This is a genomic window from Enterobacter kobei, assembly GCF_001729765.1.
Lineage (GTDB): Bacteria > Pseudomonadota > Gammaproteobacteria > Enterobacterales > Enterobacteriaceae > Enterobacter > Enterobacter kobei.
The window spans coordinates 1,839,002-1,856,786 of the sequence record NZ_CP017181.1 but is presented as its reverse complement, the minus strand read 5'-3'; the positions used below and the strand labels follow the sequence as shown (position 1 = coordinate 1,856,786).

The following is a 17,785-nucleotide window of genomic DNA, read 5'->3' as shown; positions in this document are numbered from 1 at the left end:
TCGTGAGTATTCCATGTCAGATAACAGCCAGAAAAAAGTGATCGTCGGCATGTCCGGCGGTGTCGATTCCTCCGTTTCCGCCTACCTGTTACAGCAACAGGGCTATAAGGTGGAGGGCCTGTTCATGAAGAACTGGGAGGAAGATGATGGCGAGGAATACTGCACTGCCGCTGCGGATCTCGCCGATGCGCAGGCCGTGTGCGATAAGCTCGGCATTGAACTGCACACCGTTAACTTTGCTGCAGAATACTGGGATAACGTCTTTGAACTGTTCCTGGAAGAGTACAAAGCGGGGCGCACCCCGAACCCGGATATTCTGTGCAACAAAGAGATCAAATTTAAAGCCTTCCTGGAATTCGCTGCGGAAGATCTGGGCGCAGACTACATTGCGACCGGCCACTACGTGCGTCGTGCAGATGTGAATGGCAAAAGCCAACTGCTGCGCGGTCTGGACGGCAACAAAGATCAGAGCTACTTCCTTTATACCCTGAGCCACGAACAGATCGCCCAGAGCCTGTTCCCGGTTGGCGAGCTGGAAAAGCCGCAGGTACGTAAAATCGCGGAAGAGCTGGACCTGATCACCGCAAAGAAAAAGGACTCTACCGGCATCTGTTTCATCGGTGAGCGCAAATTCCGTGATTTCCTTGGCCGCTACCTGCCTGCACAGCCGGGTAAAATTGTCACCGTTGATGGCGATGAGATCGGCCAGCACCAGGGGCTGATGTACCATACTTTAGGCCAGCGCAAAGGTCTGGGTATCGGTGGAACCAAAGATGGCAGCGAAGATCCGTGGTATGTGGTCGACAAAGATGTCGAAAACAATATTCTGGTTGTCGCCCAGGGGCACGACCATCCGCGTCTGATGTCCGTTGGCCTTATCGCGCAACAGCTGCACTGGGTCGATCGCGAGCCGCTGAAAGGCACGCTGCGCTGCACGGTGAAAACGCGCTACCGTCAGACCGATATTCCTTGCACCGTTACCGCGCTCGATGACGATCGCATTGACGTGCGTTTTGACGAGCCGGTTGCCGCCGTCACCCCAGGTCAGTCTGCTGTCTTCTACAGCGGCGAAATCTGCCTGGGCGGCGGGATCATTGAACAGCGCCTGCCGCTGCCCGCTGTTTAACAGAGTGCACACATAAAGGAGACCATGTGGCGAAGAACTACTACGACATCACCCTGGCGCTGGCAGGAATTTGCCAGTCTGCCCGTCTGGTGCAACAGCTGGCGCATCAGGGTCATTGCGATGCCGATGCCCTGCACGTTTCACTCAACAGCGTTATCGACCTTAACCCCGGTTCAACTCTGGGTGTATTTGGTGGGAGTGAAACCAATCTTCGTCTCGGTCTTGAAACCCTGCTTGGCGTGCTTAACGCCAGTAGTCGTCAAGGGTTAAACGCAGAACTGACCCGCTACACCTTAAGCCTGATGGTACTTGAGCGTAAGTTGAGCGCGGCGAAAGGCGCGCTCAATACCCTGGGCGATCGTATCGGCGGGCTCCAGCGTCAACTCGACCATTTTGATCTGCAATCCGAAACGCTGCTGAGCGCGATGGCCGGTATTTACGTTGATGTCATCAGCCCGCTGGGCCCACGTATTCAGGTCACCGGATCCCCTGCCGTGCTGCAAAGCCCACAGGTGCAGGCAAAAGTACGTGCGTCCCTGCTGGCAGGGATCCGCGCCGCCGTGCTGTGGCATCAGGTTGGCGGTGGCCGTCTGCAGTTAATGTTTTCTCGTAATCGCCTGACCACTCAGGCAAAACAAATTCTTGCTCATTGTTAACCTCCCGGAGTTGCGAATTATGGAATTATCCTCACTGACCGCCGTATCCCCTGTCGATGGACGCTACGGCGATAAAGTCAGCGCGCTGCGCGGGATCTTCAGCGAATATGGTTTGCTGAAGTTCCGTGTTCAGGTTGAAGTACGCTGGCTGCAGAAGCTGGCCGCCCAGGCAGCAATCAAGGAAGTTCCTGCTTTTGACGAAAAGGCAAACGATTACCTTGACAAAATCGTTGCTGAGTTTAGCGAAGAAGATGCCGCGCGCATTAAGACCATTGAACGCACCACCAACCACGACGTGAAAGCGGTTGAGTACTTCCTGAAAGAGAAAGTGGAAAACGTCCCTGCCCTGCACGCGGTGTCAGAGTTCATTCACTTCGCCTGTACCTCTGAAGATATCAACAACCTGTCTCACGCGCTGATGCTCTCTACCGCGCGTAAAGAGGTTGTGCTGCCTTACTGGCGTAAGATCATCGACGCGGTGAAAGCGCTCTCCGTGGAATACCGCGACATTCCGCTGCTTTCCCGTACTCACGGCCAGCCAGCCACCCCTTCCACCATGGGTAAAGAGATGGCGAACGTGGCGTACCGCATGGAGCGCCAGTACCGCCAACTGGAACAGGTTGAAATTCTTGGAAAAATCAACGGTGCAGTCGGTAACTACAATGCCCACATCGCCGCTTACCCGGAAGTGGACTGGCACCAGTTCAGTGAAGAGTTTGTCACCTCCCTGGGTATTCAGTGGAACCCGTATACCACGCAGATTGAACCGCACGACTATATCGCTGAGCTGTTTGACTGCATCGCGCGCTTCAACACCATTCTGATCGACTTCGATCGTGACGTGTGGGGCTACATTGCGCTGAACCACTTCAAGCAGAAAACCATCGCCGGTGAAATTGGTTCTTCCACCATGCCGCATAAAGTGAACCCAATTGACTTCGAAAACTCCGAAGGCAACCTGGGCCTGGCGAATGCCGTGCTGCAGCATATGGCGAGCAAACTGCCGGTATCCCGCTGGCAGCGTGACCTGACCGATTCCACCGTACTGCGTAACCTGGGCGTGGGCATTGGCTACGCGCTGATCGCGTATCAGTCCACCCTGAAAGGCGTGAGCAAACTGGAAGTGAATCGCGATCGTCTGCTGGACGAACTGGATCACAACTGGGAAGTGCTGGCGGAGCCGATTCAGACCGTGATGCGTCGCTACGGCATCGAAAAGCCGTATGAAAAACTGAAAGAGCTGACTCGCGGCAAGCGTGTAGATGCTGAAGGCATGAAACAGTTTATTGACGGTCTGGCACTGCCAGAAGAAGAGAAAACGCGCCTGAAAGCCATGACGCCGGCGAACTACATTGGCCGCGCCATTACCATGGTCGACGAGCTGAAGTAACACCCCTTCCCCCCTTTCCGCCCGGAAAGGGGGTTGCTTTTCCCCGGTTTACTGAATGTTTATCCCCACGGCAACATAATCAGCGTTAGACTGCACAGCCAAAATCACAACCGTCTAAATAACAATAACTTAGTTATAATTCAAAGACTTAACCAAATCCCTATACGGACATTATCGGACAATAAAGGCCGATTTAGTGCCCCAAAACACGCCCCCAGCGCAAATTTGCCCCCAAATTTGCCCCCAAATTTTCATCAGCCCCCTTCTCATTCCGCATCCATTTTTTTGCTACCACTGGAAATTTTTTATACGCCGTATTATTGCCACGCCATAAATTATCTCTCCCTGTATCCTGTCAAGGCAGTTCTCGATTAGTCGACATGCCTGGGGCCATTGCTCTACCGGATAAAGATTCAACGCTGCAGTTTATAAGTGGTAGCCCTGAGTTGATCTCACGGTTATCACTGGCAACACACAAACAAATCTGAAAGTCTGCTTTGAGCGAGGAGAGGTAGTTCACTTTCGGGAAAACTCATCCACGTGCGATAGTCTCTAAATGAGAACAGGTCGTTAAGCTGGATACTTACACCCACCTCGGCGAAAGGCTGTACACTGATAACACTTATAGATGATTCTGAGTATTTTATGATTTTATACAAATACATAGACAATGCTTCATTAGATCAATTCTTCAAAGATGGATACATCTCCATAAAATTTACCCCGCACAGTGAGTTTAATGATCCTTTCGAAAGTTATGGATATGCACTTGATGATGCGTCAATTGAATCATTAACGATGAGGCATGAGATCAATAAAAACCTTGCCTGCTTATGTCTTTCAAAAAATCCACTCAACGTCTTGATGTGGTCACACTATGCTGAAAAACATCAAGGATTTGTTGTAGCAATCGACATTGAGAAAGCAGGATACGATGATGAAGCAAAATGCCTGATTACAGCTCAGAAAGGTGATATTGATTATTTAGGAAATAGAATAAAAAGCAAACTAAAAATCACGCAGGAAAATATCTATGATACTGATGTGATTAGTAAGCTATTGCTTACTAAATCATTGCATTGGAAATATGAAGAAGAAATCAGAATAATAAAAAAGACAGATTCATTACAGCAACAAGGTGCTGTTTTAATTGACAAAATATATGATCTTAATTCTATAGTCAGTATCTATATCGGGATTAACAACAGAGGAGTTGATGAAATCATTAGAAACAACAATGCATTAGAGACATTGATTTTAAACAAGACAGTACAGTTATATCAGTGTGAATTTAAGAAAAGTACATGGGATCTCGACATAGAAGCTTATGAATACACCAAATACCCGCATGATATGCAGAGAATGGATGTATTTGATTCTGTCGCGAAGGTGTTGAGAGCAATGGAACGTAACCATATAGGCGATTGAGATTATTGATGGCGATTATCGTGTCAGAAATGTCCGCTCCTGGCACGGAACGGACTGGCTAACTGGGCAGGGGCCCACTTTGAGAGAGGAGATGACAACCTAGTTCACAAAAAGTAGTATTGTTCTACAAGCAGCTTTCATAATGAGGTTTTATGAAAATAAGAAGGTTCTGTAATGGGGATGAAATCTCATTATTTAACGTGTTTTATTCTTCTGTACATACCATCGCATCACACTACTACACACATGAACAAATTGATGCTTGGGCCCCGGCAGAAATCGACCAGGAACAATGGGCCAATCACATGAGGGAACTATGCCCTTTTGTTGTAGAACTTGATGGTGAAATAGCTGGATATGCAGATCTCCAACCAAATGGGTACATTGACCATTTTTATGTCTCAGGAACCTATTCAGGACAGGGGGTAGGGACATTACTAATGAATTGCATTCATGAGGAAGCGAGGCAACATGGAACTAGTGAGCTTACTTCAAATGTAAGTAAGGCTGCGGAAGCGTTCTTTCTACGACACGGCTTTCATGTAGTGGAGAGGGCTCTTCCTATTTGCCGTGGAATTACATTAGAAAATGCACTGATGCGAAAACATTTGGCTAAATAATAAATAACCTGCAGCAGGCAGCATTGTTTGCCTAGTTGAGCTCAACAAACCTGTACAATGAATGTCCGCTTCTGGCACAAAGCAGACACCCATTCTCACGCGAATGCTTTGCCCTTACCTAGCCAACGACCGAATCGCTTGCCCCGTAACTATGGTTTTTTATTGGAACCCTCGTCATAAAATAAATTATAATAAATTGATTTTATTAGATATCTGTCAGTGTCTATATGATCAGCACGAGTTGCATGCTCTAATGTTTCAAATGCTAAAGTATGCGCGGCCTCAGCAAATATCCCAGGCCAACCAGTGCTCAGCATAGAGAGTCCTTTGAGGACTCTTATCTGAATCTCCCTCATACTGGCACCATCACGGGCAATAGGTAAAAAAAAGTCTTCAAGTAGATCGCTGTTCTGAAGTGGCGCAACATGTATTGAAGGATATGTCACATCAATTTCGTCAGATTTATTATGCGCATACGCCGATAGAATCCGTACACCTCTGCCAATGACATCAATTGCGGTGCCAGGATCGTTCACTGCCGGTGAAAGGGCTCTGCAGGCTATTTCAGCCATAACGCTAAGACAGAATCGTGGATCCTGAGAAAAGGAGCGTACATCCGAGACAATGATCGTCTCGAGCAAATCGGTTCTGATTGATGGCCCCTGCCCCTGACTCAGATACAATACTGGCATCGACGGATGAATGAAACTGCCCGGTTGCGCCACAAGATAAACATGTCGAGGATCCTCAGATAACAGCTTGCCGAGTTTCACCATATCAATATATTCAACATAGCCAATCATCTCCGGATAAACTGCAACCGTTCCGTTTGGCTGTTCATTGTTCTCAAGCCATGGATATCCGCCCAGATATGGGCTTTTTGCTCTTTCAACAAATGCTTCGATTGCCGCCTGCTCAACCTTTGCAGTCGTCTCTCCTACCCTTCCCAGAGAGGTCAAATGCTGTATCCAACGAAGCAATGTGATGAGAATTAAACCAATTACCACCAGTGTGACAACGAATAAAATGACTCTCCCCCTTTCTCCGTAGGCTCCCATATTAAGAGCAATGATCCCTACCAGGCTGAAGAGAAATGAACCGATGAATGTGGCCAGTACATTTTGTGTGGTTACGTCTTCAACAACTAATCGTGTAGCTCTTGGTGTCACATTAGTGGTAGCTGATCCGTACGCTGTGACCATGATACTAAGCGAAAATGTGGTAACTGCTAGCATACTCGATGCCAGTATATTTAGTATGTTATCCACGGCTTCTGCGCCAACCTTCACCGATACCGACTCAGGGATCATTGATTTAAACAGAATTGATAAAAGAGCCGTCATTATCGCTACAATTGCGAATAATGCAGCCCTGAACCATAACTTTTTAAATACCTGCTTCAGAATCCATTGCCAGCGTGAGATCATTTGCATTCCCTCGTATTATGGCCAAGATAAATTAATGCCGCCCTCCAGGGCGGCATTTGATTGTATTAACGAACCAGGTGCAGGAAGTGCAGATGTTTTTCGTACTGGTCCAGTATGTCATTAATCAACTGTTCCTGGTTCCAGCCCATCACATCATAATTTTGACCGCCTTCTTTGAGATAAACCTCTGCGCGATAATATCGATGTTGCTCAGCCTGCTGCTCATCACTATCCATAGCAGCCAGGGCGAAGGTTGGCGAGTTATACCCGCGAAGCCTCACTTCATAAATATAGTTCAGTTCGTTACCCAGATCGACTTCAAGGCGAATACGATCGTCGGCAGCGTCATTAATGTGGCTAATCGTTCCCTGCTTGTTGAGCTCTTCCTGAACCAGCGTCATGGCGGGCTGGATAACGTCGTCCATAAAGCGTTTCACAAGAGAACGCTTAGGCAGATAAGCGATATTACGCAACCTTCTCTGCCAGGGAATCGGGTTACGTGCAGCCGTCGGCGCAATAGTTGCCATGCTCAGGCTTTCACGCTTTGTCAAATCCCGTCTCAGGGCTTTTAACAGTCCGTATATGGATACCAGTAAGATCACTGAGAAGGGCAATGCACTCGCGATTGTCACCGTTTGCAGTGCGCTTAGCCCACCCGCAATCAGAAGTGCAATTGCAACAATCCCCATGAGCGACGCCCAGAAGATGCGTTGCCAGACGGGTGTGTTTGCCACCCCACCTGATGCCAGAGTATCCACAACCATTGCCCCGGAGTCAGCAGACGTGACAAAGAAGACGATGACCATAGCCATTGCAATGAATGACAGCACGGAGGAGAACGGGAAATGCTCCAGGAAATTAAACAGGGCCAGCGCAACATCCTGCTGAACGGTATTGGCGAGGTCAGTCGCCCCCTGGTTCATAATGAGATAGATTGCGCTGTTACCAAACACCGTCATCCACATGAGTGTAAAGCCGGCGGGAACAAACAGCACACCGGTAACAAACTCGCGAATGGTTCGACCGCGAGAGACCCTTGCGATGAACATCCCCACAAACGGCGACCATGAAAGCCACCATCCCCAGTACAATAATGTCCAGCCCCCCAGCCAGTTGCTCGACTTAGGTTCATATGCGTAAAGGTTGAAGGTTTTACTCACCAGCTCCGAAAGATAACCGCCCGTATTTTCCACAAATGACTTCAGCAAAAGCACGGTTGGTCCCAGACACAGGACCAGCGCCAACAGCAGCACCGCCAGGCCCAGGTTGAGCTCAGAAAGAATGCGTATTCCCTTGTCCAGGCCGGACACCACCGAAATCGTCGCTAACCCCGTGATGACAACGATCAGAATGACCTGCACAGTTTCATTGATGGGCACTCCGAAAAGATGATTCAAACCAGCATTCACCTGCAAAACACCGTACCCCAGCGAAGTCGCAACGCCAAAGACCGTGCCGATAACGGCGAAAATATCTACCGCATGGCCTATAGGCCCATATATGCGATCGCCAATAATGGGATAGAGTGCGGAACGCAGCGTTAAAGGCAGGCCGTGACGGTAACTGAAAAAGGCCAGGATCAACGCCACGATGGCATAGATTGCCCATGCATGCAGGCCCCAGTGAAAGAACGTCAGGCGCATTGCTTCCTTCGCTGCCGCAACTGTCTCTGGGGTGCCAACGGGAGGTGAAAGATAATGCATCACCGGTTCAGCAACGCCAAAGAACATCAGGCCGATCCCCATCCCTGCCGAGAAAAGCATCGCAAACCAGGAGTGATAGCTGAAATCAGGCTGCGCATGGTCCGGACCCAGCTTAATATCACCGTAGCGTGAGAGTCCCAGGAAAGTGACGCTCAGTAAAATGAGGGCCACCGCAAGGATGTAGAACCAGCTGGCATTCGTGAAGATTTGCTGCTGTAGAAGTTTAAAATTTTTGTCGGCAATATCCGGGAATACAGCGGCAAAGGCGACAAGAAGGAAAATTAACAAAGCAGATGTAAAGAATACCGCTTTGTTAATCTGGCTTTTGGACTGCTTTGGGATTGTATCATTTTCACTCATAATTATTCATTCCATTAACTTAGATCCACTTAAGATGACAGGCATTGCCTCTCATAGAGTAGCAAAAACTAGCAGTAAATGGGGCATATAATCAGAAGTCATGTTGTGGTTATATTCTCATATGCTTTCTCCGATTTGGTCTGCTGTAATACTCTCTCATCATAATTGTTGAAAGTCACAAGACTGAGGCACGTAGATAGACTTAAATCAGCTTAGATACAGGAAATTTTTTATATAGCGTGCAAACTGCCACGTCATAAATTATTGCTACCTGCTTTCTTTCAACACCATTTGAAATGAGCCGCCCGGCCTGCGCCCATTGTTCAGCAGTTAACTTCGGACGCCTGCCGCCGATCCGCCCCTTTTCCCTCGCAACCGCCAAACCCGCCCGAGTGCGTTCCACTATCAACTCCCTCTCCATTTCTGCTAGAGCTGACATAATATGAAATATGAAACGCCCCATCGGACTTGAAGTGTCAATGCTGTCAGTTAGACTCTTGAAGTGAATGCCCCGCTGACGGAGTTCGTCAACCAGTAGCACCAGATTACGCATGCTTCGCCCGAGGCGATCCAGCTTCCAGACCACCAGCGTGTCCCCCTCATTCAGTGCCTTGAGAAGTTTTTTGAGTGCTGGTCGGTTTGCCGCTGTTCCGCTCATTTTTTCTTCGAAAATCTGCTCACATCCTGCGCGTTCGAGCGCCTGTCGCTGAAGATCTGTATTTTGGTCATTTGTTGACACCCTGACATAGCCAATTTGCATATTTTTCACCCAGTTATTTCTGCAAAAAATCAGGTGAAGTTATCGGCCAGGCAGCCCCAGGGCAATCTATAAAACGTCGGTTTGGGAAGTAGCGCGACGAAGGACGTCGGAACGACTGCCGGGAACATCATGCAAGTGGGAGCATTTGGGCTTGGAACTATCAACGGAGACGGCCCACTGTTGGACGCTATGGACGCATTTACACCGACCTGTTTCTCCTCCCATCAAAATGACGGACAGACCCAACTGGGGTTGACTGCAAATACCGGCATTACGTCTATAGTCGTCAATCGGGGCAGCCGACCAACCCGTATTCATCAGGCCTATATTCTACGGCGGACGTGGTTTTCGTATTACGGTGGCTCGTCCTGGTCATATCAGGAGGCTTACACCACGGGTAATACCACAAAGTCCAGTGATGGCACCCTGAAAGCTGCGTCTCCGGTTGCCCGTATCGTAGCGAGCCAGGAAGCGTGCCAGCGGGACGATATAGCGGAGGATGGTTTTGTCTGGTGCGGCTGCGGCACGGCGAACGCAGAAGCGGAGGGGATAACTCTCTCTCGCCTCGATGTGGGTATTTATATGCTCATCGGTTCAGCAGGTCTGGCTTCTGAGGGATGGCAGCTACTGCCGCCAATGGACCCAGGCGGCATGGGGGAGCTTGGTGTTGTTGAGGCAGATCAAACCGACAGCAGTTGTCTGAAAATCCGCTTGTTTAAGCGAAAATACATGTTGAGCGATGAAGGTGAGATCATCAAAACCAAAGGTGAACCGATGGACGTACCGGCGAACAGCTGGATCGATGTTCGCCTGGATATGCCTGAAGATTCCCTATTTAACCAGCAGATGAGGCAGGAGCCGCAGCTTTAGCGTCTCCCTCTAAAGCCCTGACGCGGATTGCCAGGGCTTTTATCGCGGCCAGCGCATCGAGCAACAGAGGTGTCTGGTCAAGGTGTAATATGCCCCCAATTTCTTTGACATATTCAGGATCGATTGTCTCAATTTGCTGTGATATCACTCCGCGACGTGGGGTTTGCGTTTTATCATCTTTGAAGGTGAAGTGTTTGAACTCCATCCGTGAAATGTTGCCCAGCGCCTTTTCTGGATCGAGATCGTCACCAATATTTTTCATAAATCTGTCAGAAACTGCAGACGTCATTATCTCCTTCCATGGGCTCCATGCATCAGTATTGTAACCTCTGAAAAAAAACCTTCCTGCATCAGTTTTGCTGGCATACGGCAAGCAGAACTGCGTTAAGGCTGCATCTGAAATACGAACATAATTTTGAACATACCCGTACCAGCTGGTGATAGGCCCTGAGGTTGATTTCGCCATATCTAACAGCAAACGATATGTACCGGGTTCAGTCAGGGCATTGAAATTTGTCCCATCAGGAGCAACTGCCATATCTGTTTTAAAGGCCCTAGCATCACCAGTTGGCAACCCGAATGCTCCTACATGCATGACATTCCCGGCAGCTGTACCTGCATCCAGCGTGGCGCTACTTCCCAAACCGAGGTTTGTGCGAGCGTCTTCTTCCTTCGTTGCACCGGTACCGCCGTCAGCAACAGCCAGCGCACCGTTACTCCCTTTCTGCGCCAGTTTACCGATGCCGGGTATGGTTACTGGCGTGCCGTTGATGGTTACGGTGATGCTCTGATTTGCTGATGTGGTAGCGAAGGTCTCCCACGCACCGATATTCTCGTCATACTCGTTAATGAGCTGAGACATCGCCTGCGCCAGGCCATCGACAGAGATATTGTCTGATACCAGAATGCCGTATTTCTGGCCGCTCAGCGCCGGGGAAGCAGCTGGCGTAACCGTCATCGATGTGGCGCTGTTTACGGATGAAATCTGGAACATCTGGACCGGGTTAGACATGACGATAATCGTCTGGCCAGCGCGTACCTGGCTGGCCGGTGCCGTCCAGTTTGTGCCAGTGCCGGTTGCGGTATTTCCGTTAATAGCGATAGTGCCAGTGTTATAAAGCATGAACTACCTCACGATAATAACGATCGTTTGAAACGATCAATCATGTAAAATTGATCGCTCATATCAATCTGACTATTTTTTAAACTCTAATAAAATGGATATTCCCGCATTTACAGGAATGTAGAAATGAAACGATTATTTGCTGCAGTATTTTTGCTGCTGGCTGGCTGTTCCAGTAAACACACAGACAACGCATTCAGAATGGATTATCCGGTTGACGCTGCCCGTTTATCATTGGGCGGTGATATTCACGTGAATATTGACTGCGCTACGCGAGAAATGACGGTTATTTCTGACAGCAGCAATGGAATATTTAGCCGCCATGTAAATAAGCGGCTCAGTAATATTTGCTATAAAAAAACCGATAAACTGGATGTTGTTTATCGCTTCAACGCAGCGAAAGGCGTGAGACAAAACATGATTGCCACGCAGTATCCTCGCGTTCCCCCTGAGTCAAATACCGACAAACTGAGCAATGGGGATTCGTAATCCCCTACCCTGAAATGTCTGGCTCCAGCTGCGCTGATTCTTTGAAATGTACCGCCCCTGCAGCTGTGAGCCCGTCCATTTGAGCACTATCCCTGAATAGCCCGTAACGGTTCCATCATCGCTAAGATTGCCCGGGCAATTATTTACCAGAATCCAGGGGTTAAAGCTCAGGCTCACCGAAAGCGTATTGTTCTGCAGGTCATAGTTCGCTGGCACATCAAAGAACCCGACTACACGGGGCATTTTCGATGCGGAAGCTGCGCTCCATATGAGATTCCCTCCGCTGTCAAAAACGTCAAGATAACCGCTCTGCATTCCAATATTACGTGCAGTCCGGATCATACTCCCCGCATTATCTTCAAGCAGGTCTGCACCTGGCATACCGTACCTGTTTGTACCCAACTGCAGCCATCGCAATCTGCCGTCATTCCAGAATTGCTGCGGTGTAAAACCCAGTGTGCTGCCATTACCAAACGGGCTATCTACCTGGTAATAACCTTTACTCTCAACAGCTCCGAGTGCCCGCTGGTCATAAAAAAGGGTGGACCTGTTTTGTGAGTCCACCAGCAGTTTTCCATCGCTGTTATAAACTTCGAATCCGCTCATTGAAAGTTATAAACCTCCACATTGAGTGTTATCGCAGGGCTTCCGGTTGTCGGCAAATAGTAAGCAGTAAAACCGCCGTTATAAGCCCGGCAGTGGTATTCATTGACCGTAACGCCAGTAGACACAATCGAAATAAATGAGCCGTCCTGTGTTATTCCGCCGAAAGAAACGTTTTTCGACGTATCTCCCGCGGCAAATGTTACAGAGGTGCTTCCGATATACCGGATCGCATAATCGCTTAAATCAACCGCAACCCGCCCTGCACTATCCCAGCACTGCAAGCCCTGTGGCATTACCATAACCCCATTCTGACACGCAGCACGTTATTGCTGTCATAGATACGAATGAGAGTGCTGGTTATCAGCATCCTCCCGCCCCCGGCAACGCCGTTAATTTCGAACGTTCCTCCCTTATCAAGCTTCCACCCTGCTGAGCCAGCCACATAGTTATTCGACTGGATATAGTTGCCGATTTTGGCATTCCCAATGGTGCCGTCCTGGATGAAGCTGGCGCGGATGAATGTCTGCCCGTTCTGGATCACGAATGGCAAAGCCACGCTGTTACCGGCTGCCGTGGTGACGGCGAAGCGATCAGCCAGGAAGATAACCTGCGACTGCATGCCACCGGGTGTATTCTCAACCCCAATCCCCATCCCTGCCGCGTAATACTGACCATTGCTCGATAACCCGACTTTGATACTGTACATCGCTTCCAGGTCACCATTCACGTTGGCAATGGCCTGCGCGTTGGTTGTGATCGCTGCAGTGTGTCCATTGACTGTCGCTGTGATGCTGTTTATCTGCGTGGCCGTTGCCTGCTGGTAATCAGAGAACGTCTGATTCAGGCTATTGATGGATGCCTTGTTGCCGTTGACGTCCGTCTGCAGGCTCAGCAGCGAGCGCGCCGTTGCCTCCTTCTCGTTAACGATGACGTCATCAATACGGTCCAGCTGCGCGCTGTTACCGGCGACCGTTGCGGATAGCCTTTTGCGTGTGGCGACCTGCGCCAGCCCGTTCTGGATAATGGCAATGGCTGAGTTCTTGACCCCGCCCGTCATGCCGTCCATAGACACACTGATGCTGTCGATTCGCTGGCCCAGCGCGGTATCAGCCGTCGCAACGGTCTGCTCAAGCTGACTGAGTGAAGACGAAACATTCCCGACCGTACTGGAAAGCTCATTAACACTGGTCTGAACCTTCCCGACGTCCTGGGCATTTTTGGCGATGTCCTTCGCCTGCTGCTCCAGTTCGTCGTTGGCCTGTTTGATATCGTCAGCCATGCCAGCAATTTTTTCATTGCTGTCCACTGCGTTCTCAAGCAGGTCTTTGAACGTTTCCGACTCTTTCATATCCTCCAGAATGTCATTGGTTATTTCGCTGACATCTATCGAGGACGTGCCCATGACCCAGTTGGTCCAGTCCCCGGCGTTACCGATACGGTCAATCAGGCGTGCGCGGTACCACTGGCGAACGCCGGCAGGCATGGGGCCATGCTGATAATCTGCAGCCGGGTACGGCACCAGGACCAGCAGTTCAGGATTGGCGTAGTCGGCAGTTGTGGCGCGCTGAATCTCTGTATAGGCCGTGTCGCCAGATCCATCCGGAAATTTCCATGTCAGGTCGATATGCCAGACCACATCTTCGGTCGCCAGGAAGTTGAGCGGAGTACCCGGTTTTCCCGTTTTACCGGAGAGATAAGTTGTTTCACCGTATCCCCATGGTGACGACGTATCCTGCGCATTCAGCGCCCGGACGCGAACGTCATAGCTGCCCGAATAAATGCCCTGAACCGAGAAACCCTGCGCGCTGGTAACCGGAACGTTTATCCAGTCCCCGTTGTCCTTACGCCACTGGGCAACGTACCGGATTGCGCCCTCTACCTTATTCCATGACACGTCCAGGCTTGCTACCGTCAGGCCCTGTGAAACATGATCGCTCTCAGTCACCACGATATTCTTCGGCGCTGACAGGATGCTTATCGGCGTGACGGTGATCGGGGGCGACTCGACCCGAACGCCGTCATCGATGTAACGGTATTTGTTTGGATCGTGCTGAACGGCCGTAATAGTGAAACCGCCTGTGCTGTCGTCGTTAGCCGCAATTGAAGTGACCCGGAAATACTGTATTGCGAGGTTATCACTGTCTATCGCCCAGACAGCACCCGCCACAGTTGCCTGACTAAATGCGGTGGCCACCGTCACCGTTTTTTTATCTGCGCTCACCGCGCTGATTGTGCGCGTCTGGGCTTTTCCGTCAGGCAGGTTAACCACCAGCCGGTCTTTCGCCGCGTAGTCTATTTCTCGATCCAACGTAATCTGGCGGCCATTGACCGCCCTGATGCGTCCCCCGTTCTCCTTGCCGGAACGGAAAGGATCGGCGACACCGATAATTTCAGCAGGCAGCGGGATGTAGCCATCCAGCCCCACGCCAAATGATACGGTACCGTCTTTGGCATTGGAGAGTAGTACCCAGCGCCCGCGCCGGTGCGCTTCACTTTGCGAGGTGCAGCCGATTGCGGTCAGGGACGTCTGCCGGACGTCATAACGCTCTACAAGCGCCGAATCGTAGACCCCCTCAACGGTATCGCTGTAATGGTTTTGCGGATCGGACCAGGACACCAGGCAGGAGCTGTAGCGATTCTTGTATGAGCCGCCCGCATAAGTAAACAGCCCATCGATAACGTTTGAGGCGTTATAAACCCAGTCAACATCGTCCTGCGGGACGTCTGCCTGGACATAAATCTGATCGTTGCCCCAGAACGTTATGCCACGAAATACCGCGGCGAGATCGTTAAGTACCTGCCAGGCGTCCTGCTGGCTCTGAATGAAAACGTTGCAGGTGAAACGCGGTTCGGTGCCACCGGCACCGTCGGAAACCATTTCGTCGCAATACTGGGCTATTGAGTACAGCGCCCACTTATCCACCATGGATGCATCCACGCGCGTGCCCATGCCGTAAATTTCATCCAGAACCAGATCATAAAATATCCAGGCGGGGTTATTGGACCAGACCATTTTAAACCCACCGGACCATGAGCCAGAATAGGTTCGGGTTATCGGATCATAGTTAACCGCCGTTGCGATGATGCATATGGCAGAGAGGGATTGATTTTCGATGGTCAGCGCGCTGGCTTGTGCCCTGCCCGGTTCGGATATGGTGGATTTCCGCAGGCGTTTCGCCCAGGCTCTGATTTCTGCACACGATGCAGCCCAGTGCGGCCACACGCGAAAGATGGAGGCTATCTGCTTTCTTCATGCTGGACCACCAGCAAAAGCAGAAACACCGCACTTAAATGAGCGGTGAAAGATGTTTGGGGTAATGCTCTGCGCCATTTTGATTCCTCAGGCTGGCGCAGTAATCAGAGGGTGTTCAGCCCGTTTGATTATTATAAATCAACACTTACGGCTTGAGAACCTTAAGGTCCTCTCGCAAGGAGTTTAGGTTTACAACCCGGTCTTCATCACCCAGAACCTGGGATGAAAGCCTATCACCTTCCCGGCGAATCAGTGTGCGCAAGGCATTACTGGTCACCAGGTAATCGGTGATTTCACCATCGTTAAGACATAAAACAAGCAGTCCGTCTTTGGTGAGACCGGCGGCAAATTCATTCAATTTCATGGGCACATCCCTAAAATGGATTTCCCCTTGCGGGGGCGGTCCTTTTCTCCCTGCATGCTGATTTCATTAATGGTTCCGCTAACCAGACGTCTAATAGGTTAGAAAGAGCAATTTCGTTTAATTGTTCTGTCTAACCGATCGGCATTCAAACACCAGGGAACAGACCAGGCTTCCTAAATAACCGGTAAGTTATCAGTCACTGAAACACGGTTCAGAAGGAATGTGACAACCCCGATTACCTTCGCATCGTCCAGTGAATCACCTTCAATGGCCTCTCCCTCCTGTGTGATGAGTGCTTTTCCCTGAACTGTCACAATGTCCATTTTTCCGCAGAAGGAAATCAGTACCGAGTCACCCACGGAAGGTTATTTGGCAACGTTAACGATCGCATAACCAGCCGACGTTTCTAGTGTGCGGCAATTGGCGTCATAGCCACAGATGATGGTAATACTGAGTGACTGCTCTGTGTAATCTGCTGCTGGTGATGGAAAATCCATGATTTCTCCCCCTCGCACGATAACTGTATATTTATACAGTACACCGATGCATAAGTTTGATCAACGTCATAACCGCACGAAATGCCAATAGGGAAAACTAACTGTTTAAAAAGAAATCAGACAGGAGGATTTATGTATCATCAGAAATATCATCATCTTAACGCGATACATAGACCTGGGTCAGTAAGACGCTTAGCAGGGCTCTAACCATCGAAGATGCGCAAGAAGTGCCTTTTCTGCACTCCATATCCAACAGCAATAACTAGATAGGTTTCTTCACATACTGAGTGACATGCATTTTTTTCTACCGCCCTTTCAATGCTACTATTGCAGCAGGTATTTTATCTTCAAAAATAAGTGCTAATGATGACCACTAAAACTGAAAGACCCCAACTTGAACTCCCGGGCGGTGCCAACAAGTTATTGCTGCACTCATGTTGTGCTCCCTGCTCAGGTGAGGTTATGGAAGCTATTCAGGCATCAGGTATCGAATACACCGTATTCTTCTACAATCCGAATATTCATCCGCAGAAGGAATATCTCATTCGTAAGGAGGAGAACATTCGTTTTGCTGAGAAACACGGCGTACCCTTTGTTGACGCTGACTACGACACTGATAACTGGTTTGAACGAGCTAAGGGGATGGAATGGGAGCCAGAGCGCGGTATCCGCTGCACAATGTGCTTCGATATGCGTTTCGAACGGACCGCCCTCTACGCCGCTGAAAATGGGTTTAGTGTTATCAGTAGTTCGCTGGGGATCTCAAGATGGAAGAACATGCAGCAAATCAATGATTGTGGGCAAAGAGCTGCTGCGCACTATCCGGGAATGGTTTACTGGGACTACAACTGGCGCAAACAAGGTGGCTCCGCGCGCATGATTGAGATCAGTAAACGGGAGCAGTTCTACCAGCAAGAATATTGTGGCTGTGTGTACTCTCTTCGTGACACCAACCAGCATCGTAAATCTCAAGGCAGACCACTTATCAAGATTGGAAAGCTCTTCTACGGTAACATGGATGAAGATCCTTAAGGCCAAGCATATCAAGTTAAAAAACATCTACTTATGTAGATTACATAATAACTAACATGTTAAAGTATGGGTTTAAATCTA

At 49.6% G+C, this 17,785-nt stretch carries 15 protein-coding genes and 2 pseudogenes; 8 read left to right on the top strand and 9 right to left on the bottom strand.

Going from position 1 to position 17,785, the window contains the following annotated elements; all coding sequences use genetic code 11:
* The first annotated feature begins 13 nt into the window (after positions 1-13).
* The 5 genes from mnmA (at position 14) to BFV64_RS08875 (ending at position 5,220) form a co-directional block, all read left to right on the top strand.
* Positions 14-1,126 (top strand): tRNA 2-thiouridine(34) synthase MnmA, encoded by a 1,113-nt coding sequence (gene mnmA, locus BFV64_RS08895; protein WP_014883423.1) that lies wholly within the window; start codon positions 14-16, stop codon positions 1,124-1,126.
* Positions 1,127-1,152: 26 nt separating this feature from the next.
* On the top strand, positions 1,153-1,782 hold the full coding sequence (hflD, locus tag BFV64_RS08890; protein WP_014883422.1) for a high frequency lysogenization protein HflD: 630 nt from the start codon (positions 1,153-1,155) through the stop codon (positions 1,780-1,782).
* Positions 1,783-1,801: 19 nt separating this feature from the next.
* The gene (gene purB / locus BFV64_RS08885) at positions 1,802-3,172 is read left to right on the top strand and encodes an adenylosuccinate lyase (protein ID WP_069601938.1); all 1,371 of its coding nucleotides are present in this window, start codon (positions 1,802-1,804) and stop codon (positions 3,170-3,172) included.
* Positions 3,173-3,817: 645 nt separating this feature from the next.
* On the top strand, positions 3,818-4,600 hold the full coding sequence (locus BFV64_RS08880) for a DUF2971 domain-containing protein (protein ID WP_069601937.1): 783 nt from the start codon (positions 3,818-3,820) through the stop codon (positions 4,598-4,600).
* A gap of 152 nt (positions 4,601-4,752) precedes the next feature.
* On the top strand, positions 4,753-5,220 hold the full coding sequence (locus BFV64_RS08875; RefSeq protein WP_057056108.1) for a GNAT family N-acetyltransferase: 468 nt from the start codon (positions 4,753-4,755) through the stop codon (positions 5,218-5,220).
* A gap of 149 nt (positions 5,221-5,369) precedes the next feature.
* On the opposite strand, the gene BFV64_RS08870 is transcribed toward BFV64_RS08875, so the two are convergent.
* The 3 genes from BFV64_RS08870 to BFV64_RS08860 form a co-directional block, all read right to left on the bottom strand.
* Positions 5,370-6,647: a DUF2254 domain-containing protein gene (locus BFV64_RS08870; protein WP_069601936.1), complete on the bottom strand. Its 1,278-nt coding sequence runs from the start codon at positions 6,645-6,647 to the stop codon at positions 5,370-5,372.
* Positions 6,648-6,712: 65 nt separating this feature from the next.
* On the bottom strand, positions 6,713-8,710 hold the full coding sequence (locus BFV64_RS08865) for a BCCT family transporter (protein WP_069601935.1): 1,998 nt from the start codon (positions 8,708-8,710) through the stop codon (positions 6,713-6,715).
* A gap of 202 nt (positions 8,711-8,912) precedes the next feature.
* Entirely contained in the window at positions 8,913-9,470 is a 558-nt protein-coding gene (locus BFV64_RS08860) for a recombinase family protein (protein WP_069602473.1), read from the bottom strand.
* A gap of 189 nt (positions 9,471-9,659) precedes the next feature.
* Here BFV64_RS08860 and BFV64_RS08855 point away from each other — a divergent pair, with 189 nt between their 5' ends.
* Entirely contained in the window at positions 9,660-10,340 is a 681-nt protein-coding gene (locus BFV64_RS08855; protein ID WP_235611141.1) for a phage tail fiber protein, read from the top strand.
* Here BFV64_RS08855 and BFV64_RS25850 read toward each other — a convergent pair.
* A complete protein-coding gene (locus BFV64_RS25850) occupies positions 10,306-11,463 on the bottom strand; it encodes a pyocin knob domain-containing S74 family peptidase (RefSeq protein ID WP_235611140.1) in 1,158 nt (385 codons plus the stop codon). The two genes, BFV64_RS08855 and BFV64_RS25850, sit on opposite strands and share 35 nt — an antisense overlap.
* Positions 11,464-11,589: 126 nt before the next feature.
* Here BFV64_RS25850 and BFV64_RS08845 point away from each other — a divergent pair, with 126 nt between their 5' ends.
* Positions 11,590-11,952 carry a putative periplasmic lipoprotein gene (locus BFV64_RS08845; protein ID WP_032678751.1) on the top strand — a complete coding sequence of 121 codons (363 nt, stop codon included), beginning with the start codon at positions 11,590-11,592 and terminating at the stop codon, positions 11,950-11,952.
* Here BFV64_RS08845 and BFV64_RS08840 read toward each other — a convergent pair.
* From BFV64_RS08840 to BFV64_RS08820, 5 genes and pseudogenes are all read right to left on the bottom strand, one after another.
* Complete coding sequence (locus BFV64_RS08840) at positions 11,917-12,558, bottom strand: DUF8377 family phage-derived protein (RefSeq protein WP_069601933.1); 642 nt, start codon at positions 12,556-12,558, stop codon at positions 11,917-11,919. The two genes, BFV64_RS08845 and BFV64_RS08840, sit on opposite strands and share 36 nt — an antisense overlap.
* Positions 12,555-12,857, bottom strand: coding sequence for a hypothetical protein (locus BFV64_RS08835; RefSeq protein WP_069601932.1), 303 nt, complete (start codon positions 12,855-12,857; stop codon positions 12,555-12,557). Before BFV64_RS08835 ends, BFV64_RS08840 begins: the two co-directional genes overlap by 4 nt.
* Positions 12,851-15,643 (bottom strand): annotated as a pseudogene (locus BFV64_RS08830) (TipJ family phage tail tip protein); the annotation flags it as partial. The gene BFV64_RS08835 and the pseudogene BFV64_RS08830, both read right to left, overlap by 7 nt.
* Positions 15,627-15,812: pseudogene (locus tag BFV64_RS08825) on the bottom strand (Ref family recombination enhancement nuclease); the annotation flags it as partial. The pseudogenes BFV64_RS08825 and BFV64_RS08830, both read right to left, overlap by 17 nt.
* Before the next feature lie 144 nt (positions 15,813-15,956).
* Positions 15,957-16,175, bottom strand: coding sequence for a hypothetical protein (locus tag BFV64_RS08820; protein ID WP_069601931.1), 219 nt, complete (start codon positions 16,173-16,175; stop codon positions 15,957-15,959).
* 860 nt (positions 16,176-17,035) lie between these two features.
* Here BFV64_RS08820 and BFV64_RS08810 point away from each other — a divergent pair.
* On the top strand, positions 17,036-17,704 hold the full coding sequence (locus BFV64_RS08810; protein WP_069601930.1) for an epoxyqueuosine reductase QueH: 669 nt from the start codon (positions 17,036-17,038) through the stop codon (positions 17,702-17,704).
* Positions 17,705-17,785: the final 81 nt, after the last annotated feature.